Genomic DNA, 21,781 nt, shown 5'->3' on the forward strand with positions numbered 1-21,781 from the left:
ACATAACATGAATACTTCGGAAGCTCGCTATGGAGGCGGGGTAACCCTCCTCCTGTTTGTTTTTATTTTTCTGCCGCTGCTTGCCGTGCTAATCAACGTGATTTTCCCTGGACTCTTTTTCGGTCAGATCCAGTCCAGCAGCTTGGGCTTGATCGGAGACATATTTCATCGACCTCTGTGGAAACAATCCCTCCTGAATTCAGTCACATTAGCGCTGGGGACGGCTACGTTCGGTACGATCCTTGGAGGCGTACTTGCTACCATCCGGGCAAGATGGAACTTTGCAACAGCAAGATTGCTGGATATGACGGCGTGGGTTCTGCTGATCGCGCCATCGTTCATGATTGCACAGGGCTGGGTATTGTTTGCCAGTGCGGATGGACTGGTTCATCAGTGGCTGGGGCTGACATGGGTCACCTCATTTATATTTCAGCCTGCCGGACTTGTGTTTGTCATGTCCCTAAGCAAATTCCCGTTAGCTTACTTGGCTATTATGGCAGCTTCGGAGTGGAATATAAGGCAGTTCGGTTATGCAGCCAGGCTGAACGGCGCGAGGCCTTTCACCGTATGGAGAACCGTCGAATTGCCACTGGCACTCCCTTCTTATGTTGCGGGCTGGACCCTGGTCTTTATGGATTCGATCGGCGATTTCGGGCTGCCTGCCGCATTGGCAACTGTGTATAAATTCCCGACGCTGACCTACTCCATTTACTCGGCCATTTACCAGTCACCTGTACGTTTTGATATGGCGGGAGTGCTGGCATTCTACCTGGTATTGATCCTGGTGCTGGCGATGACTTTGCTGATGGTGACCCTCCGTAAATCCAGATTCGACTTTCTGAATGCGAGAGCAGTCAAAATGGAGAAGGTTAAACCGCGGTTTGCCTGGATGTACAATCTGTCCATTACGGTTTTTCTTTTCCTGAGTCTCGGGATTCCGATTGGGACGAGTGCAGCGGTATCTCTGCTGAAACAGGCAGGCGGAGGCCTGAATCCGGGCAATTTCACGCTGGATCATTATCGTGAATTATTTGCAGGACAGGCTGGGGATCACCGGCTGCTCGGTTATCTGGAAGGAATGTATCATTCACTCGCAATTGCAGCCGCAGCCGCATTGTTTAGCATGCTGATCGGGTTTGTTGTTGCCTACATGCTGACCTTCACGGAGTCTAGGCTAAAGCCCATGCTTCAGCTGTTCTCCATCATATCCCTCGCGGTCCCCGGCGTTGTGCTCGGGATTGGCTATATTTTCATATGGAATCAGAAATGGCTGGAGCCTTTAGGACTCCATTTATACGGAACCCCCTCGCTGCTCGTGATTGCGGGTATAGCCGGTGCCATCCCCTACGCAGTCAGGGTCCAGCTTGGAGCGTTCGGCAATTTGTCCGGCACGATGCTGAAGGCAGCCGCTATCCAAGGGGCGAGCATATTCGAACGGATGCGGGATATCGTACTGCCCATGGTGCGTCAGTCTTTGCTTATCGCGATCCTGGCTTCGTTTGGAACCAGCGTGTTTGATTTGGCCCTGGCCTCGATGCTGAAACCGGCTAATTATTCACTGATGCCACTGGTTATCGACAGAGCTTTTGAATTCTCGCGCTACGGCTATGCTACGGCTGCTACCGTTGTAAGCTGCGGCACCGTGGTGCTCATCATCGTACTGCTTCAAGCTGCGGGACGTCTTGTATTTCGATGGCTGGATGGCAATAGAATGCGGTAGACGGCAATGGGTATCGATAGACGTGATCCAACTTAGAAAGGATGGAGAGTGGAATGATCTTAAAGGTAAAGGGCGTATCGAAGTCATTCGGCTCGCAGCAAGTCTTGAAGCCGATCACGTTTGAAGTGAGGGAAGGGGAGCGCATTTGCATTCTCGGTCCATCCGGCTGCGGAAAATCGACGCTGCTGCAGATGGTTGCCGGACTGCAGGGCATAGATTCAGGCGAGGTAGAGATGGCGGGGGTCACCGTTGAACGGGGGAGACACTATATTCCCCCGGAGAACCGGCCCATTAATATGGTGTTTCAAGATTATGCCCTTTGGCCGCATATGACGGTGAAGCAAAATATGGAGTATGGGATGAAACGCCGAAAGTTAGACACTAAAGACAGAGCGAATACATTAGATCGACTCCAGTCGCTTCTGAAGCTGGAAGGCTTATTGGACCGCCTGCCGGCCCAACTGTCTGGTGGTCAGCAGCAGCGAGTAGGCATAGCGAGAGCGTTGGCAACAGAGCCAAAGCTGATATTAATGGATGAACCGTTGTCTAATCTGGATGTCAAACTTAGAACGGATATGCGCGGTGAATTAGCCAGATTGCTCGGCGAATTATCCATCGCTACCCTGTATGTGACGCATGATCGTATGGAGGCATTTACGGTCGCTGATCGAATCCTGATTTTACGGGATGGAGGAATTGACCAATTCGGAGAGCCGAGGGTGTTGTTTGAGAGACCGGCAAGCCCTTGGGTTGCGCAGCTCATGGGCTACCATAATCAGCTGGAAGCCAAACTGACCCAGGATGGACAGCCTATGGCCATGCTTGCCGGGAGTCCGATAGCCGGGCTCCGCATCGGCGTGGATAAGGGAGACGGCAGGGCCGTGATGATGGTCCATCCTGAATCCATCCGGATTTGGCGCGGCGAAGCTTCGCAGGAAGGGAGCCTGCTGAAGGTGACGGTGGTGCAGACGGTATACGAAGGAACAAGGTGGAGAGTCATTGTGGAAACGGCAGATCAGCAGCCCATTCATTTATTCCATGATTGCAGCGTGGATGCCGGAAGCGAATTGTTGATACGACTGTCTCCGGATCAAACCATGATCTATGCAGACAGCAGTATGTTAGCCCCATGAGCGAGGTGTACGCGGTTTCGGATGTCCATGGTTACGGTTATCTGCTTGAAACTCTCCTGCGGCATGTACATTATGATCCGGAGGTGGACCGCTTGTTCTTGCTTGGGGATTATGTAAATAAGGGACCGGATTCAGCAGGGACACTGGATTATGTGGAGGAACTGCGAGATTCCGGTGCTATTGCGCTGCAGGGTAATAACGAACGCAAATGGCTGCATCACCGACCGGAACAAGCAGGGCTTGCGGCTCCCAGGCTCAAGAAGTATCAGCAGTTCATAACAACAATGCCGCTATGGACCGAGTATAATCAATTCTTGTTTGTGCATGCAGGCATTCGGCCCGGAATTCCGCTTCATGCTCAGAGCCCGGAAGAATTAACGGAAATTCGCGAGCCGTTTCTTCTGTCCCCCCGATGGTTGGATAAGATGATTGTGTTTGGTCATACTTCTACGTTTCGGTTGGGTGTACCGCCAGAGGAGCTCTGGTATGGCGACGGTAAGCTGGGTATCGATACCGGCGCAGGACACGGATATTATTTAAGTCTGATTAATCTGACCTCGGGTATACAGTGGTCCATATCGGTTATGCGGCCTGAGAACATTACGTGCCGGAAGATGAAAATAACGGGAGCATCCGGTCTTCCTAAATAATATACTTCCATATAAACAAGAAATACGCAGCATCGCTGTTGAATCGTGATGCTGCGTATTTCTATGGAGGACTCATCACCAGAGGGTTGATCAGAATTGATCCCAGCCATTTCCAATGAGCTGGCGCTGCAGGAATGGCAACTGCTGCTGTTGTTGAATGAACTGCTGACGCTGTTGTTCTTGTAATTGCTGCTGCGAACGGAACTGCACTTGTTCTTGAGTTGGTAGTCGCTGTGGTTCAGCAGCATACGTTCCATGCTGCGGTTGATCCTGAGCCTGGAACTGCTGCTGGAACAACTGCTGCTGCTGCTGTTGCTGGAATTGCTGCTGCTGTTGTTGTAGCAGCTCATAATCACGGTTCACAGTGCCTTCTTGATGATAATAGTGCTGATTATGATGAGACGCATGAGGCTGATGTTTCATCTGTCCTTGCACTTGCCCTTGCTGCCGGCAGTTTTTGGGCGGCCCGATGACAACCGTGTCGGTGATCGGCGCCAAGGTCTCTTTGACTTTGGCTTCATCTAGGCAGTAGGTGTGAGCGAACACGCTGGCCGGCGTCAATCTCAAAAGATCCGAACCTCCAATGAATTCAGGCACCGGCGCGTCAAAGACCGCGATCAGGTGCGTGTTGTCAACCGTCGCCATTTCATAATGCCACCAGCCTTGGGGCACAAGCGCAACCTGACCCGGCGTTACCGTGAAGTTCAGCAGCTCCTTCGTAAACGGATTGATAAGGGAGACGATGGCTGAGCCGGAAACGACATAGACCAGCTCCGTTGCATTCTGATGGATATGCGGCTCCACTACGTTTCCGGTACTGAGATATATATCCAGCAGGGAAGCGTTGCCAAGCGTGTTTAATTCTTTTACGGAGAGAGAATTAATGTAATTCTGACTATCTTTTTTGAAAAAAGGGTTATTGCTCATATCGTAAGTATACCGAACGGAGGGAGAAGTGAAATCCATATAAGAGACCGCCACTATTGATTCCTGCCCTTCATAATGTAATAGGCGTTGACCCATAACACACGTTATGCCCATGGGCAAACATCCGTGAGCCCATTTTATGAATCAGCAGATGCAAGCCGCCCGCTGGCAGGGCGGCTTGCGCTTAAATCCTATGGTGGGCAGGCGAGGTCAGGCCGATTTCGGTATGGAAATCGGGGACTTCCGACCAGCCGAGAAGCTGACCAGTCCTGCAACCAGGCCGAGCGCGAGCACAAATCCACCGAGCCATGGATGATATTGAAGCGTGGACGTTGTATTCACCATGAAGCCTCCTGCACCCGCGCCTGCGGCTAACCCGAGATGCACAATGGAGGTGTTTAGGCTGAGAATCAGATTGGAAGAGCCCGGAGCCTGCTGGATAAAATAACTCTGAACGGCCGGACCCGCCGCAAACATGGACAGCACCATGATTCCCATCAGCACGAGCCCTATGAACGATTGGCCGGCGAGCAGCGGAAGAAGCGCGAATACCGCGATATGAATGAGCGTGCTGAGGGTAATCACTTTCGCAGGCCCAAACCGGTCGACCCCATATCCGCCGAGCCTGGAGCCAATTGCTCCAAAGAGTCCAAAGCCGAGCATAATGATGCTGATGCCTGACGGCCCCATATGGAAAATATCCTGGATAAATGGCGTAACATACGTGAACAGTACCGAGTTACCCGATTCCCGGAAGAACGTGAGCAGCAGTGCGCTCACGATGACCACGCTCCCCAGCACTTTGAATTGCTGGTGAAAGGGAATAGGTGCGTCCCCTTCAACATCCGGCAGGAGTCTAATCAGGACAAAGGCGACCACCAGACTGAGCAGAGCCAGCAGCAAAAAGATGGATTGCCAGTTCAGCAGATTTGTGATCCATATTCCAATCGGAACGCCCAGCACCATGGCGCTGCTGAAACCCAGCACGATGGTGCCGATGGCACGGCCCAACTTATCCGGGGACACCATTTTGGCTGCGGTCCCCATTGCGGCAACGAGATAGACGCCTGAGCTAACACCAAGGATGACACGGGAGGCCATGAGCATCCATACCTCGGTGCTGAAATAGGAAACCAGACTGCCGGCAATGAACAGCAGAAGCGAGCCGAGCAGTACTTTTTTACGGTTCATCCGAGCGGTCAGCGAGACCAGAAACGGTGTCCCGATCGCAAAAGCCAGCGAGAAAGCGGTAATCAGCTGGCCGGCAAAGGCCAAGGAAATATGAAGGTCGTCAGCGATCGCATACAGAATACCCGAGACGACCAGTTCCGAGGTGGCGGTAAGAAAAACCCCAAGCGCCAATAAATATATCGTAAATCGATTCATATCTAATTCATCCTCTCGATAGGAGATCAATACCCTCTGCGATCATGGCTAGCACATGTTGCAAGCGGGTTGGTATAACTTGAAATCTCTTTGTGTTTGTATTATAAGTAGCGCGCATATATTATGTAAGAAGGCAAAGTATTTGGATATTATCCAATCATTTTGACTAACTTACGATTAGTTAGTGGTGGGGTGAGGCAGTGGAACCGATAAGAGAAGACTTTCAGGAAAAGCCAGCGTTCAATCATATCTGCTCGGTGCTGCAAATTCTTGGAGCCAAATGGGCGTTTCTCGTCATCGCGCAATTAGCTCAAGGACCGAAACGGTTTAATCAGCTTCATCGGGATGCAGCCATCATCAAGACGCAATCCTTAACGGATGTGCTCCGGCATTTGGAAGGCAGCGGGATCGTAAGACGCGAGGTATTCCCTACCGTTCCGGTCTCCGTGGAGTATTCATTGACCGAGAAAGGGCTGGACTTCCTGGATTCTTTGCAGGAGATGGAGAAGTGGGCCGAAAAATGGGGCGTGGAGCAATCCTCTTGACTGCTGCCACAAAAATAGTACACATATCAGAAAACTCATTTCCCAAGGTTTATAACAGGAAATGAGTTTTCTTTTTTTTGAAAATTACGTATTCTTATAGATAACATTTTCAGATTGGGTATGAAGGACAGGGAGGTGGTCGCCGCTTGCGAATCCATAAGATTAACCTGCTGACAAAATTGTTGATTTCCTATTTGCTTGTGCTGATGTTTCCCGTGATTGTCATCCTGTGTTATTACTATCCGTATTCGGCAGAAGTGGTGAAAGAGAAGGAAATGGACTGGAATGCGCATATTACGGAGCAGTTCATGACATCGATGGATACGTTTACAAGGTATGTGTACAATCTGCCGTTTGAACTGGTGCAGAACCGGGAATTCAAGATGTATAAGGCGGAGGAAAGCGACTACCAGCGGGTGCTTATTGCCAATGAGATGAAAAAATACAATGCAACCGATGCGTTTATTTACAACACCTTGCTGTATGTGAAGAACATCGGTTATTTGTTTTCCAAAACTGGAAGCGCATACAGTCTGGACGACCTTTCCATTCCGGGCGTCGGTTACTATTATGAAAACTGGGCGCATGAAGATATGATCCAGACCCTGAATGATCTTAATTCTCCTATCGTCAGGCCTGTGGAGAATGTGGTTGTGCCCGGCAATAACCGGGTCAGAATGCTGACCTTCGTACAGCCGCTGCCGGTAGGAGGCTCGAATTCTCCCGGAGCCGTCATGATCATGGTCAGGGAGGATACGATTGTCCGGATGATGAAGTCCGTTTCGGAAACCTATAGCGGTGATTTTTATGTGTTTGACGGCCAGGGAAGGCGATTGGTATCCTCCAATGATACGTCATACCAATCCTCCGATGATTTCAGGAATCTTGTGCACGGCATAGGGGAAGAGTCAGCATCCTCTTCGGGCATTTACCAAATCAGCGGAACGGACTATCTGGTGTCGTTCTCCGTTTCGGATAAGAATGGCTGGAAATATGTGAGTCTGCTGCCGGTAACTGAGTCCCTGCAGGGCATTCGGACGATTCAGCTGAATACGGCCATCCTGGTCGGGCTGATTCTGCTGCTTGAAATGTTCATCATCTACGTATCCATCCGGAAGAACTACCAGCCGATCCGCCGTTTGGTTGATCTCGCCGTTCAAGTTTTTGAACCGCGGGAGCGGAAACACATGAATGAAATCGATACGATCAAATATACGTTGGAGGAGCTTTCGCTGGCCAACAGCAAGCTGGACGAGCATATGAAGGGATCTTTGCCGATTATGCGGGATAACCTGCTGTTTGAGCTGGTGAGCGGGCATATTGCAGCCTGGGATGATTTTGAACGGGAAGCAGGAAAGGTCGGTATCCGGTTTCATCATGATTACTTCACGGTTGCCGTACTATGCTGCGAAGCGGATGGAGAAGGGATAGAGAAGATACTGGATTACTGCCGGAACTATGAAGGACGGCTGCCGGATGATGTCCAAGGCTATTTCTTTAAAAGCATCTATCAACAGGAATTGATTCTGGTGTGCTCCCATGAGGAGAATTTCCCCCTCAAATCCTGTCTGGAACGGATGCAAGATGAAATATTGGAGTATACGGGCCGGCGAACGGTGATTGGGATTGGCAAGCCTAGCGCAGCTCAATTGCCGGTGGACCTCCATCTCTCCTACCTGCAGGCGCTCCGCACGGCGGAGTTTCTGCGCATCCGGAAGACAGCGACCGTGCTGATTTTTGACAACCTCGAGGTCCCCCAAACCGGAGCCGTATCCTATTTTGCCGAAATCCTGCAATCCCTCGAACTTGCGATCCTCAAGAACGATGCGGCCATGCTGGCCTCTTTGGCGGAGCGATTGATCGGTTATTTAAGCAATGACAGCCTGCCGCCGCATATGATACGGAGCGTGTACCTCAATACGGTTACCGTCATCTTCAACGGCCTCCAGCGGTTCCGTCATGACGATCAGAGCCTGCTTCGGCTAACCGAGGCGGCATTTAACCACCGTTATACGCTGGAGCAGATGATCGGAATTATCAGGGAGAGTTGTGCCAAGCTGTGCGACATGATCAGCGAAACGCTCCCCGTGTCCCGTTCGGCATCGCAGGAAGAGATTCTGTCCCTCATTGCGGAGAAAGGAATGGATCCGAACTGCTCGCTGCAGATGATGGCCGATTATTTTGATATGTCGGTCTCTAACTTCAGCCATCACTTCAAAAAAACGATGGGGCAAAATTTCAAAGAGTATATCGATCAGCTTCGCATCCAGAAATCCATTCAGCTTCTGCGGAACAGCGAGGAGACCCTTGAAGCCATCTCCCAACAGGTCGGGTACACCAACACCTCGAGTTTTATCCGTTCCTTCAAAAAGATGGTGGGCACGACACCCGGACAATATCGGAATACACATAAAGCATAAAACGAAGACCGCTGATGCCGACTAAGGCAGCTTTACAGCGGTCTTTTATAAACTTTTTTCTTTATAAGCTTCTGTGCCGGCGCTTTTTTAAGCAAAGCAGCTTCAATTTTTGAACATATACAATATTTGAATTACCTTCAGCGGGCCAAACTGGATACGCTTTCAATCGATTGATTATAAGCGCTTTCAAAAAATGAGGATGCTTAAAAAACTGTTCGTTTACGGGGCTCTTCCCCTCCGTTTAGAGTGATATGTGTCCCAAGGCAAGGCCAAGACATGGCTGCATTTCCTATGGACCAGACCAACAAACCAAACCAGGAGGTAATGGAATGAAGAAAAGGGTAAACGTTTTCATCTCGCTCGTCGCCATCACGGCCATGTTGTTAACAGGCTGCAGCGGGGCAGGAGGCGACCAGAACGAATCGGCCGAGACGCCCGGAGAGCAAACCGGCAGCAAAGTAAAGCTCACCGCCATCATTACCAAGCACCCGCTCACGAAGCCGCTGGCCGAAATGGAATGGCTGCAGAAGGTTGAGGAAACGGCGGGCGTGGACATCGAATGGCAGGAGATTACCGCAGACTGGGGACAGAAGAAAGGGACGATGCTGGCTAGCGGAGATATTCCCGATCTGTTTATCGGGCCGAACGTCATTACGGATGCCGACTTTGCACAGTTCCAGGGGCTCTTCCAGGATCTGTCCGGCATGCTTGATCAAGCACCCAACGTACAGAACATGTTTAATGAAAAACCGGATACCAAAGTGATTGCAACGCAGTCGGACGGCAAAATATACGGTCTTCCGAAATACCAGCGGTTCTGGCCGGCTTCCGCCAGCAGGCAATTCATTAACCAGCAGTGGCTGGATCACCTCGGCCTGAGCATGCCGACGACATGGGATGAGCTGTATGAAGTGCTCGTGGCCTTCAAAGAGAAGGATGCCAACGGCAATGGCGATCCCAATGACGAGATTCCGATGGATTGGCCGGGAGGCATCGGCGGATATTTTAACCCTGCGGTCCTCTTGGGCAGCATGGGCATCACGCTGACAGACGGCAGCGGGCAGGGTTATTTCGTGGAGGACGGACAGGTGAAGAACTTCCTCACCGATGACCGGTACAAAACGATGGTCATGTTCCTGAACAAGCTGTACAAGGCCGGGCTGATTAACCCGGAAGTGTTCACCCATGATTATACGAAATATCAATCCATTGCGCGCGGCGAAGGGGACACAGCCAAGGTCGGCTTCACTTGGGGATGGGTGGCTTCCGACCGTTTCGGCGAACAGCTGGCACCGCAGTATGCTTCCATGCCGCCGATGAAGGTGTCGGCAGATTATGCTGGGAAGCTGTCCTGGAGTTATGATCATTACTCCCTGAACTATGGAACCAACCATATCGTGATGTCCGCCAAGACCAAGAACAAGGAAGCGGCCATGAAATTCATCAACGAGCTCTATGCTCCCGAGGTGGGTATGCAAGTGTTGTTCGGATCCATCGGTCCGAATATTAAAGATAACGGAGACGGTACATATGCCGTTCTGCCTCCTGCCGATGCCAAGATGGATCCGGGCACATGGAAATGGACCTCAACGATGGCGGACAACGGCGCATTTTATATTCCCGATTCCTTGAAGCTGACGCTCGGCACCGATATGCAGGAGGTGCTGGGACAATCGGAGCCGCTAGAGGCTGCTTTAGAAGACGTGGATCCCGACAAGGACGTGTTCCCCGGCATGTTTATTAAATATTCCACCATGGACAATAACGCCATGAGCCTGAACAACACCAACGTGATGAATCTGGCGGAATCCAGCTTTGCCAAATGGGTGACCAAGGGCGGCGTGGAAGCCGAATGGGACGCGTACATCAAGGAGAGCGAGAAAGCAGGCCTGAAGCAGAACTTGGAAATCATGCAGAAATATTATGATGACTACATGAATCAAAACTAGGAGGGAGGATATGGAATTCCGTAAAAGACAGAACACCTTCAGACGAGATTATCAGCTGTGGATTATGATTTTTCCGGCGATTGCCGTTATTCTCTTGTTTAACTATGTCCCGATGTACGGCATCCAGCTTGCGTTTCGGGATTACGATTTCAGCCAAGGCCTGACCGGCGGAGAGTGGCGAGGGCTCGCCTACTTTCAACAATTCATCGACAGTTACCTGTTCACGGATTTGATGCGAAACACGTTTCTGATCAGTCTGGCCACGATCGTGCTCGGCTTTCCGGCTCCGATTATATTAGCTCTCATCCTTAACCAGATCCGCAGAAAAAAAATGAAGCAGCTGATGCAGACCACCGTATACCTGCCTCATTTCATATCCATTATCGTGCTGGTCGGCATGCTGAATGTGCTGCTATCCTCCGAAACCGGAGTTGTCGGTCACTTTATGAAGGCGGTGGGGCTGGGACATATCAATTTGTTAGCCTCCACCTCGACTTTTATCCCGGTGTATGTGCTCTCTGACATATGGCAGCATTGCGGCTGGAACAGCATTATCTATCTTGCAGCCTTGTCCACCGTGGATCCCCAGCTGTATGATGCTGCCAAAATCGATGGGGCCAGCCGATGGCAGACGATCCGGTATGTCGACATTCCCGCCCTCATACCCACCATCATCATCCTGTTTATTCTCAGCATGGGGAATATCCTCGGGACCGGCTTCGAGAAAATATTCCTGATGCAGAATTCGCTGAACCTTCCCGTCTCGGAGGTCATTGCCACCTACGTCTATAAAATCGGGATCATCTCCAATCAATTCAGCTTGGCTTCGGCCATCGGTTTGTTTAACACGCTCATCAATTTCGTATTCTTGTATGCGATGAACACGATCTCGAAGAGAATGTCGGAAACGAGCCTATTCTAATGATCGGGGAAGGAGAAACGGTTGTGGAACATGAACTTACCAGAACGCGCATCAACGGCAAGGAGATAGCGTTTAAGGTCACATTGGGTTTTCTGTGCGGTTTGATTTTTTTGCTGATCGCCTATCCGCTGTACTTTATCATCATTGCTTCGTTCAGCGACTCAACACTCGTCTCTACGGGGAAGGTTATGTTTATCCCTAAAAACATCAGCTTTTTCGGTTACCAGGAGATTTTCAAGGATATGCGGATTTGGACGGGGTACCGAAATACGCTGTTTTACACGGTATTCGGCACCTTGGTTAACATGCTGTTTACGCTTCCGGCGGCTTATGTGCTGTCGAGAAAGGAATTTCGCGCCAGACGGATCATCATGTTTATTTTCGTGATCACGATGTTTTTTAACGGCGGGCTGATTCCTACCTATTTGTTGATGAAGGGGCTTGGCCTGACCAACACGATCTGGGTGTTTATACTCCCCTTCTCCGTGAATGTGTTCTATTTGATCATTGCGCGGACCTTTTTTGAGAACTCGCTGCCGCAGGAGCTGCATGAGGCGGCCGTCATGGACGGCTGCTCCCATTTCACCTTTTTCTTCAAGGTGGCACTGCCGCTGTCCAAAGCCTTGGTATCCGTCATCGGACTCTATTATTTGGTGGGGCATTGGAATGACTTCTTCACCGCGCTGATCTACATCCGGGACACGAAGCTCCAGCCGCTGCAAATCGTTCTGCGGGATATTCTGCTGTCGAACCAGGTGTTCTCGAGCGGTGCAGGAACAGGCGGGGATGCAGGAGGGTATGCCCAGCGCTATGCCGATCAGATCAAGTACGGGGTCATTATCGTATCGACGCTTCCGATTCTGCTCATTTATCCGTTCATGCAAAAATATTTCGAGAAAGGCGTCATGATCGGCTCCATTAAAGGGTAACGCGTTCGGCGAATGTACGAATCAAGCTTAGAAGAGTAGACAAAAAAAGGGGGCTGTCCCGAAAGATCCTGGATCTTGGCGGGACAGCCCTTTTGGAATTACGGCACATCAGAATACGAGAAGCCCGGCAGGCAATATGTATAGGGGAAATGTAACGGTAACTTATGACTGATTCCGGATCATATCCACGAAGTTCATGGCGGCAGCGGATAACGATTCATGCTTGCGGGTGCAGACCGCAATGATATTTTGCAGCTCGATTCCATCGACATAGACCCGGCTCAGTTCGCCGCGCTCCACATACTCCCGCACGACAAGTGAGGATACAAAGTTTGCGCCGTATCCGGCAATGACGGCCGTGATCGCTTCGTGCAGACCATTGAATTGCAGCGTGATCCGCGGGGAAGGCGCGCTATGGGTACGACATAAGGCAAATAACCGCTCCCGCGTTGAACTGCCTTCCTCCCGCATAACAAAAGGCTCTCTCATCATCTCATCCAGGGAGATGCGTTGATTGGCGTAACGGTGATCGGGGGATACGACAAACCATAACTCATCCCGGAACAGCTCCTCGGTCCGTATCGTATTCGGAGATTCCTCTGGCACGCCGCCGTATATCGCAAGATCGACATCCATATGTAACAGCTGCTTAAGCGCATCGCTAGAATTCGTGGTGGTTATGCTCATTTCTACTTGTTCGTACCGCTGCTTGTATTTCGCCAGCCAGGCGGGCAGGAGAAAATGGGAAGGAAGATAAGTTGCCGCCATCCGGATTTGTCCCCTCGAACCGCTGCGATAATCCAGACAGAATTGTTCAATCTGCTGCTCGACAGAGAAGAGTCTTTTGGCAAGCGGGACGAGCTCGGCACCGGCCTCCGTCAATCCGATGCCCCTGCCTTGTGGTTTGAACAGCGTAAGGGAAAGTTCCTTCTCGAATTTTTTTACCTGGGCTGTTATGGCGGGTTGGCTTATATTTAACAATTCGGCAGCACGGGTAACACTTCCCGTTGTGGCGATGACGTGAAAGAGCCGTAATGCGTGTAAATTCATGAGAAGCGCACTCCTATCCATTCATATATTCAAGTTATGTAAGCCGCTTAAATATATATTATATCTATAACAATAAATCACATAAAATGATTTTGTAAGATCCAAATGGAGAATAAGGGAGGAAACGGATATGAAAAAGAAGGAAGCTGCAGCTGCAACTTGGGAAAAAGTGGACGATTACCTCACAGAACATTTGATTCCTTATGATGAGGTGCTGGAGAAGGTGTTAGCTGCAAATCGGGAGGCCGGATTGCCGGAAATTGATGTATCCAAGGCTCAAGGTAAGCTGCTGAACGTCATCGTTCAGATCAAGGGAGCCAAACGAATTTTGGAGATCGGTACACTGGGAGGTTACAGTACGATCTGGATGGCTAGGGCGATTGGGGATGGCGGGCAGCTGATTTCACTGGAGCTTGATCCGCATCATGCCGAGGTTGCCAAATCCAACGTGGCATTGGCCGGACTGGAGGATAGAGTGGAAATCCGGGTAGGCGATGCCCTGAAACAGCTGGAGCAGTTGGCCGAGGAGAAGGTGGAGCCGTTCGATCTGATCTTCATCGATGCCGATAAACCCAGCAATCCCAATTATTTGAAGTGGGCGTTACAGTTCTCACGGCCGGGCACCGTCATGATTAGCGATAATGTGATCCGGGATGGAGAAGTTATCGATCATCACAGCACAGACCCCCGGGTGCACGGTATCCGCAAATTCATGGATTTGCTCTCCGCCCACTCCGCCATTTCCGGCACGGCAATTCAAACGGTGGGAAGCAAGGGGTATGACGGATTTTATATCGGAGTTGTATCGTGAGCTACTAGACTGAAGCATCTTCGGTTTGCGGCGATGAGTAATAAGTTAATGGCAGAAGGAAAAAGCCGCACTCGGCAATCGAATTCGCAAGTATGTTTAAAAAAAAGGGAGGGTGTCCCAAAGATCTTAGATCTGGCGGGATGCCCTCCTTTTTCTGTTAAGAGACGCTATTCCTCCGAATCCGGGATGACAAAAGACACGCTTGTCCCTTCATGGACCTCGCTTTGAATGGTAAGACCGCTCCCATACGTCTGAATCAACCTGCGATTCGTGTTGTAGAGGCCGATTCCTCTTTTGTCCTCTCGCGGAGCATCCAGCAACTCCTGTACTTTTTCTCTGCTCATTCCCATGCCGTCATCCTTGACCACAATCAGCGTGGAAAATTGCTGACGTTCAATACGAATTTGTACGGTTCCGCCCTTGGCTATTTGCATAATACCGTGCTGTACCGCATTCTCGACCAGAGGCTGAATCGTTAAGGGAGGAAGCAGGAGGTTCATATTCTGATCCACGTTCCATCTGACCTGGAGCCTGTTGCCATGTCGCTCCTTCTCAACATACAAATATGCGCGTACAAGTTCGAGTTCTTCCGATAGTGAGACAAATTTGCCGGAGTTTTGATATTGAAAGCTGATTTGCAGGTATGAACTAAAAGCCTCATTAAGTTTTCGCATTCGTTCCACATCAATTTCACTCAAAGCGTGGATTGAATTCAAGGTGTTGAACAAAAAATGCGGGTGAATTTGCGCTTGCAGATAGGCGGCCTCCATACGAAGACGCTCGTTCACGGACTGCTTCAGCGTAATCAACGACTGGATGCGGTATTTAAGCTCCATCGGATCCACCGGTTTCGTGACATAATCGTTGGCACCCGCCCGAAATCCCGCATACATGTCGGAGGGCTCGCTGCGTGCCGTCAGCAGAAGCACAGGGAGTTCGGAAGAGGAATAACGTTCTCTTATCTTCCTTGTCAGCTCGTAACCGGAAATCTGCGGCATCATGACATCTGCGATTACCAAATCCCATGGTTTCGTTCCGAGTAATTCCAGCGCTTCTCCCGCCGAAGTTGTTAATTGCAGGTGGTAAGGTTCAGACATCAATATACTCGCAAGCACTCGCAAATTTACAAGGTTATCGTCAACGGCTAGGATGTTCAACTGCTCTTCCGCTGACGGGACTTCTGCGGTTTGGAGCGGCTGGTCATTCAGGTCGTTCCGGCTTGCCGCCATTTCTTCATAGGCCTCGAACCGAACGGCCGATATATCGGGGGACATCTCTACGTCAGTCGAATCAGCCAAAGGAAGCGTGAAGGTAAACGTTGAACCCCTTCCGATTTCGGAGTGAACCGTCATCCAGCCGCCATGAAGCTCGACCAATTCTCTGCTGATGCTAAGGCCCAAACCTATGCCGTTGGTGTCGCCGTATCCGGGATCGCCTTGTTCGTAGGGCAGAAATACCCGCTGCTGTGTTTCCTGATCCATTCCCGTTCCCGTATCCGTTACCTCAATGATCATGTGCCCGTTCTTGGCGTTGGCCGTTACGGCAATGATTCCTTCCTCGGTATGCTTTATCGCATTATGCAGTACATTCATGAGGATTTGCACAAGCCTTTTTTCATCGGCCATAACGAGAGGGAGGGCTTCGGATGTGTCGATATTCATTTTTAGCTGCACGGCTTTTCCTTCGACCAAATACTTCAAGATATCGATAACGCCATTTACGATAGAGGGAAGGGACAGCGGCTGGGCATGCAATACGATTCGCTTTTCCCTCAGCCTTACGGCGTCCAGTAGATCATTCAGCAAATGCGACATCTGGCGCCCAACCTTAATGAGGAGCTTCATATCCTCTGCACTTCGATTGTCCATATTATGCTGTTCCCTGTCGGACACGCTTTGGGCAATATTCATGATCCCGTGCAGCGGCGTACGCAGTTCATGTGACGTTTGGGCCAGAAACCGGTCTTTCATTTTGTCCGCTTTCTGCAATTGGAGGTTAAGCTTGCCGATTTTATCGGCGTTGCGGAAATAACGCTTAAACCAATAGGCTGAGAAACCGATGATGGCCGCGATGACATCCACGGGGTAGTATACGGTTGGAAGTTCCTGATATCTAATGAGCGCTCCCCAGATCACGCTGGAGAAAATGCCGCTGGCTGCCAGGAGCAGAAAGATCGCGTCATCCCGGCTGGCAGCCACCATTCTCCCGAACATATAAATCGAGATGGTGATCGGCAATAAATAATAAATGCTAAAAACTTTAAATTCCACCGTCCAGAAAATAAGCGAAGCAGGTGCGATTGCAATAAATCCTGAATATAAGAGCAAGCAAATGCCATAACCGGTAAACCACCGATTACGGGTCTTTAAGGTGAAGCTCCTGGCCATTTTCAATATGAAAAAAGATAGCCAAGAATAAGATAAGATGGAGATTTTAAGATCCCAAGCGTAATTGATGGGCAGCCATTTCAGCAGTAAATCGTCATCTGACACTACAATCGTGACGGATGCGGTGAGAAGCAGCAGAAAAAAATCAAGAAGCTTCCATTCCCGCGGATTGAATATATAGAGGATACAGGAATACAAACCGTGAAGGATGAGCACGACGAATGTAATGAGCTGAAAATCGATGGAAAGTCCGCGTTCTTCGCCGATAGCTTCATGCGATCCCAGTTTGATGGACTTTACAATTCCGCCGGCGAACGGATTCTCAAAGTTGGTAACTCGAATGATCAAGTCAATTTCTTGATCAGCGGGAGCGGGCATATAATCGACAACGAAGGGACTTCGAGCCGGTGAATAGGTGTCTTTGCCGTCTTCTCCGGTCCTGCCCATCTCCCCTACCTTAAGGCCGTTTATCTCCACGCTGGTCGAAGCCTGAATCTGTTGGATCCAGAACGATAGGGGAGCGGTTAAGGGTTGATCGACCAGAATGCGAAGCCGATAGGTTCCGGTACCATAGGCGGACCCGGATTTCGTTTGACTCCGCCAATTTCCCGGAACCTGCACATAGCGATGCTGCGGATGAGTATGGTCCAGGTCCTGTTTTGTGGCGAGCACGTCCGGATAGAACTCCCATTCCCCGTCCAATGTTATGGACTTGGAATGAATGAGGTCCCAGGTGCGCAAATCGAGGACCCCTTGGGAGGCTTTCGGGTGGTGGGGAGGAACGAAGGCCTCGATCCAATACCATCGAATGCTGAGGAGCACGGACAGAAAAACAGTCATTGCCAGTATATACTGAAGCATCTTTTTATTTAGAAAGCGAAAGGTAGGGTTTGCAGATCGTGTCGGCACGGTTCACGTTTCCTTTTAGATTTTGTATGTTTAAATTTGAGAATTCTTCTTCTTAATATACGAGAAAATGTGACGATCGTATAGCATTCCCCTACAAAAAGCATCCGTTCGGCTCTTTGGTAGTAGCCCCAAGTAATGACGGACAAGCGTTCCGTTACCTTTAATGAAATCGGGTAGACAATAACCGCCTTTTACCTGTCATGAATCAGGAAAAAGGCGGTTATTGTGATCATGATTAGATTTGGGTCATTCTTTATAATGGCTACATTTCTACGTCATGCCCGGATGGACTGCCCTTTGCGTCCTGCTCCTTGGGAGTGAACGGCCACCAGTTGGCCCGGCCAAAGATACGGACCATCACCGGTACGAAGAATGGCAGGAACAGGAGTGCATAGAGCACAAGTCCAACCAGGACAACCGTGGCGATCTGCATCATGGACAGTACGCCGGACGGGTACATCGCCGCAAAGGTACCGCCAAGGATGACCACCGCAGACAGGATGACCGTACCCATGTTGCGCATGGCATGCAGAATGGCATCCTGAACATTCCAGGACTTGTTTTCGTTGAAGCGCGCCATTAGGAAGATGCTATAATCCACTCCAAGCGCGATCAGCATGACAAAGCTGAAGAACGGAGTAGCCCAGGTGATGCCGGAATACCCGAAGCCGTGAACGAAGATCATCTCCGTAACGCCGACAGCCGTAAAGTACGTGATGAGCAGTGAGACAATCAGATAGATCGGCATCACGATGGAGCGCAGCAGCACGACCAGGATAATGAAGATTCCGCTCAGCATGAGAATTACGGTTCGCGAGTAATCTTCATTCGATATGTTCTGCAAATCGTTGTTCGTGCTGGTAATGCCGCTGATGGCAACCTCGGCGTTCTCCAATTTCGTGTCGTTTACTGCGCGATCCACCGCCGCTTGTATCTGTTCGACGCTGCCCAGCGCTTCTTCGCTGTACGGATTGGTTGCCAGAACCACATCCAGCGTCATCACTTTGCGGTCATCGCTGAGATAGGTATCGAATACCGTCTGGAATTCTTCATTCTCAAGGGCTTCATGCGGAATGAAGAACCCGCTGAGCTCTTCATCCTGAACGTCCTGGATCTGCTGCAGATAATCCTGAGCGGAATGCAGTCCGTCCGAAATTTGTTTCAATCCGTCCGCACTGGAATTCAGTCCTTCCGTCAGCTCTCCGATCTGGCCGGTTAGGTCGCCAAAGCCGTCGGCAAGCTGCTTTTGGCCGCCCTGCAGCTGGTCCAGACCGCCCGTAATGGAAGGAATTTGGCTCACGATCTGTCCTTGCCCGTTAGCTGCCTGCGAAAGGCCGGATTGAAGCTCGGCGATACCGGCCACGAGCTGCTGAAGACCGTCGGCAAGCGCCGTTTGCCCGGCGGCTGCCTTAGCGTAGCCGGCGTTGGCTTCCGATAAGCCGGATGACGCACCTTTAAGCTGCTCGGAGATTTGTCCTAACCCTGCTGCCAGCTCGGCTGTGCCTGCGGCCGTTTGGGTAACGGTACCTTTAATGGTTTGGTAGTCGGTATCCTGAACGAGTTCCGGATGGCTGCTCTCCAATCCCGTGAAGGAGCCTTCAAGTCCGCTCAGTGCGGCCGCAACGCCGCCCAGCTGCTCTTTAAGTCCGGCAACGCCGCCGTCAAGAGCTGTTAATCCGGTATCAAGCTGTTTATAACCTTGGAGAAGCTGGGCATGGGCTGCAGCTAACTCTTTCGCGCTTTTCGCAGCCTGCGCAAGTCCGGTTTTGAGTTCGCCTGCACCTGCGCTGCCGCTCTGGATTCCTTTTTGAATGGCGCTGAGGCCTTGGCCAAGCTCCGTGATGCCGTCCTTGAGGTCGGCGGTTCCCTTAGTCAGCTCTTTGGCTCCCGCTGCGGCTTCATTCAGCTTCGGCGTATTCTCGCTGAGCTGCTTGCCTGCTTCGGATAGTCCATTCTGAATCTGGGTCAGTCCGTCTTTGGACTCTCCCAATCCTTCATTTAACGTTTTGACTTGAGTTGGAATGAGGAAATCGTTGATTTGCTCACCGGTTGGACGGGAGAGCCCGCGTACGCTGGACACGCCATCCACCTTTTCCACTTCACGGCTGATTTTTTCCGCGAGTCCCATGTATTCCGCCGTATCCATCCGGTCATCGTTCTTGATCACGATGGTGGATGGCAGCGATTGTCCGGGACCGAAGCTGTCCGAAATAATGTTAAAGCCCTTAACCGAAGCGTAACTTGGCCCGATTTCCTCCAGGCTGTTAAACGACAGCTTGCCGCTGTACGTAGCCAGGAAAGGGGCCACGATAACAGCTACGACAAGCAGCGCAGCCCAAGGACGCTTAAGAGAGAAGGAACCTGCCGCTCCCCAAAGCTTATTTTCGCTATGCTCCAGCTTGCCGCGTGACGGCCAGAAGAGTTTCTTCCCAAGGACCGCCATGAAGAACGGCACGACTGTAACCAATGCAAGAAGCATAACGGCGATGCCGATCGCAACCGCAACCGCGGATTTGTACAGAATGAATTTGGATAACCCGATAGCTGCAAAGCCGACAAATACGGCAAGCCCGGAATAAAGCACGGTGCCGCCGGCTTTTCGGTAAGTCTCGATGATCGCCGTCTTGGTATCCTCCGACGTGGTGAGTTCTTCCTTAAACCGGCTGATCAGCAGGATGCAGTAGTCGGTCCCGATCCCGAACATGACGGCCACCATAAAGATCTGGGTAAAGGTCGATATCGGGAAGTTGAACTGGTCCACGAGAAAAGAGACAACCGACTGCGACACGATATAACTGAGCCCTACGGTCAACAGCGGCACGAACGGTGCGACGAAGGAACGGAATACAACGAATAGTATGAGGAGAATAAAGACGACTGTAATATATTCCGTTTTCTTCAGGCCTTCCTCCGAGCTGACGATGGTATCTTCATTTATGAGTCCTTCGCTTGTCAGGTAATGATCCGCTTGAACGCCTTCGAGCACCTGATCGACCTTCTCGGGCAGCTCTTTCACCGCTTCCTGGCCTCCGCTGACCTGAAGCGCGACCATGATGGTCTTGCCGTCTTTGGCAATCAGTGTGTCTTCCAGCTCCGTTTGCGTGAACGGTTCATTGATGGAATCGATATGGAGGCTTTCTTTATTGTCATTTAAAGCTTGAACGCCCTCCCGTATGCTCTCCTTATCCGTTTCGCTTAACCCATCGGGTTTATTGAAGACGAGCGCAACCTGGTGCAGGGTTTCCCCGCCCTCGCCGCCGGAGGCTTCCTTGAGAATTTCAGCAGCGCGTGAAGAGGTGTAACCGTCCGGTACGGATAATTGCCCTTTCTCCCGCACCAAGTCCGACATGGATGGCGCGAACAAAAACAGCACGACTGCGGCTGCCAGCCACAGCACGATAATGGCCCATCTTGCTTTCAGTATGGCTTTCAATTCTTTCTCCCCCCTGATTCCAACATCAATTGCCCCAGTTTCTCGAACATCGAGATAAACATTTCGATATCTTTTTCTTCAAAATGCTGCAGGTAAGGGGAGATGATCTCCCTCATCTGCTCCTGGGCAGATTCAAAAATCGTATGTCCGTATTCCGTTAAAGTCAGATAAACCAGCCTGCGATCTGCTTCGTCCCGGGTTCTGTCAATAATGCCGGCATCCACGAGACGATTGACGATAGCGGTAATCGAGCTCTTGCCGACGGCAAGCGTTTCCGCCAGATGGGATGAAGTACAGTGATCCATGCTGTTGATGATGCGCACAACCTGAAACTGGTCATTGGTCAGATCTTCACCGAGATGTTCCCGAATCTGGGCGTTAATCCGCCGAGTGACCAGCAGGTAGACATCCACATATCGGTCGATCCATTGCTTTGCCTTGTCGTTCAACAATAGTTCTCCTTTCGAATAGTTCACGTATGAAATAGTTTCATTAATGAACTATATGGCAGGAGTAAAGAAAAGTCAAATGTCCGTATGACGGAAAAGGCAGACGGCCTTGGAATAAAATCCTCTTGGCCGGTCTGCATGACGTTTAATCGAACAGGCAA

General features: G+C 50.7%; 15 protein-coding genes. 9 read left to right on the plus strand and 6 right to left on the minus strand.

Translation table 11 applies throughout. The annotated features are described in order from the left end of the window. Nucleotides 1-7 precede the first annotated feature (7 nt). The 3 genes from ACETK5_RS04020 to ACETK5_RS04030 are packed head-to-tail and all read left to right on the plus strand — an operon-like array spanning nt 8 to nt 3,503. A complete protein-coding gene (locus tag ACETK5_RS04020) occupies nt 8-1,720 on the plus strand; it encodes an ABC transporter permease (RefSeq protein ID WP_100538603.1) in 1,713 nt (570 codons plus the stop codon). A 53-nt stretch (nt 1,721-1,773) separates the two neighbouring features. After that, the gene (locus tag ACETK5_RS04025) at nt 1,774-2,853 is read left to right on the plus strand and encodes an ABC transporter ATP-binding protein (RefSeq protein WP_100538602.1); all 1,080 of its coding nucleotides are present in this window, start codon (nt 1,774-1,776) and stop codon (nt 2,851-2,853) included. After that, complete coding sequence (locus ACETK5_RS04030; RefSeq protein ID WP_100538601.1) at nt 2,850-3,503, plus strand: metallophosphoesterase; 654 nt, start codon at nt 2,850-2,852, stop codon at nt 3,501-3,503. The genes ACETK5_RS04025 and ACETK5_RS04030 overlap by 4 nt, the downstream gene beginning before the upstream one ends. Nucleotides 3,504-3,593: 90 nt before the next feature. Here the strand turns inward: ACETK5_RS04030 and ACETK5_RS04035 are convergent, their stop codons facing one another. Both ACETK5_RS04035 and ACETK5_RS04040 read right to left on the minus strand, forming a co-directional pair. Then, the gene (locus ACETK5_RS04035; RefSeq protein ID WP_394054332.1) at nt 3,594-4,484 is read right to left on the minus strand and encodes a cupin domain-containing protein; all 891 of its coding nucleotides are present in this window, start codon (nt 4,482-4,484) and stop codon (nt 3,594-3,596) included. 156 nt (nt 4,485-4,640) lie between these two features. Then, nucleotides 4,641-5,816 carry an MFS transporter gene (locus ACETK5_RS04040; RefSeq protein WP_100538599.1) on the minus strand — a complete coding sequence of 392 codons (1,176 nt, stop codon included), beginning with the start codon at nt 5,814-5,816 and terminating at the stop codon, nt 4,641-4,643. 200 nt (nt 5,817-6,016) lie between these two features. Here ACETK5_RS04040 and ACETK5_RS04045 point away from each other — a divergent pair, with 200 nt between their 5' ends. The 5 genes from ACETK5_RS04045 (at nt 6,017) to ACETK5_RS04065 (ending at nt 12,581) form a co-directional block, all read left to right on the plus strand. Continuing rightward, entirely contained in the window at nt 6,017-6,361 is a 345-nt protein-coding gene (locus ACETK5_RS04045) for a winged helix-turn-helix transcriptional regulator (RefSeq protein ID WP_100538598.1), read from the plus strand. Nucleotides 6,362-6,507: 146 nt separating this feature from the next. Beyond that, nucleotides 6,508-8,781, plus strand: coding sequence for a helix-turn-helix domain-containing protein (locus ACETK5_RS04050; protein WP_100538597.1), 2,274 nt, complete (start codon nt 6,508-6,510; stop codon nt 8,779-8,781). Between the two features lie 329 nt (nt 8,782-9,110). Then, a complete protein-coding gene (locus ACETK5_RS04055; protein ID WP_100538596.1) occupies nt 9,111-10,730 on the plus strand; it encodes an ABC transporter substrate-binding protein in 1,620 nt (539 codons plus the stop codon). 10 nt (nt 10,731-10,740) lie between these two features. Then, on the plus strand, nt 10,741-11,652 hold the full coding sequence (locus ACETK5_RS04060; RefSeq protein WP_100538595.1) for an ABC transporter permease: 912 nt from the start codon (nt 10,741-10,743) through the stop codon (nt 11,650-11,652). Beyond that, nucleotides 11,652-12,581 carry a carbohydrate ABC transporter permease gene (locus tag ACETK5_RS04065; RefSeq protein ID WP_100538594.1) on the plus strand — a complete coding sequence of 310 codons (930 nt, stop codon included), beginning with the start codon at nt 11,652-11,654 and terminating at the stop codon, nt 12,579-12,581. Before ACETK5_RS04060 ends, ACETK5_RS04065 begins: the two co-directional genes overlap by 1 nt. A 162-nt stretch (nt 12,582-12,743) precedes the next feature. On the opposite strand, the gene ACETK5_RS04070 is transcribed toward ACETK5_RS04065, so the two are convergent. Beyond that, a complete protein-coding gene (locus tag ACETK5_RS04070) occupies nt 12,744-13,631 on the minus strand; it encodes a LysR family transcriptional regulator (RefSeq protein WP_394054333.1) in 888 nt (295 codons plus the stop codon). Between the two features lie 130 nt (nt 13,632-13,761). Here ACETK5_RS04070 and ACETK5_RS04075 point away from each other — a divergent pair, with 130 nt between their 5' ends. Further along, on the plus strand, nt 13,762-14,442 hold the full coding sequence (locus ACETK5_RS04075) for an O-methyltransferase (protein WP_394054334.1): 681 nt from the start codon (nt 13,762-13,764) through the stop codon (nt 14,440-14,442). 167 nt (nt 14,443-14,609) lie between these two features. Here the strand turns inward: ACETK5_RS04075 and ACETK5_RS04080 are convergent, their stop codons facing one another. The 3 genes from ACETK5_RS04080 to ACETK5_RS04090 form a co-directional block, all read right to left on the minus strand. Next, entirely contained in the window at nt 14,610-17,669 is a 3,060-nt protein-coding gene (locus ACETK5_RS04080) for a hybrid sensor histidine kinase/response regulator (RefSeq protein WP_394054335.1), read from the minus strand. 331 nt (nt 17,670-18,000) lie between these two features. Continuing rightward, nucleotides 18,001-21,171, minus strand: a complete 3,171-nt coding sequence (locus ACETK5_RS04085; protein ID WP_394054336.1) for an MMPL family transporter — start codon at nt 21,169-21,171, stop codon at nt 18,001-18,003. Further along, complete coding sequence (locus tag ACETK5_RS04090) at nt 21,168-21,620, minus strand: MarR family winged helix-turn-helix transcriptional regulator (RefSeq protein ID WP_100538589.1); 453 nt, start codon at nt 21,618-21,620, stop codon at nt 21,168-21,170. The genes ACETK5_RS04085 and ACETK5_RS04090 overlap by 4 nt, the downstream gene beginning before the upstream one ends. Nucleotides 21,621-21,781: the final 161 nt, after the last annotated feature.

This window comes from Paenibacillus ilasis (genome assembly GCF_043195395.1).
In the GTDB taxonomy this organism is placed as follows: domain Bacteria; phylum Bacillota; class Bacilli; order Paenibacillales; family Paenibacillaceae; genus Paenibacillus_AQ; species Paenibacillus_AQ lautus.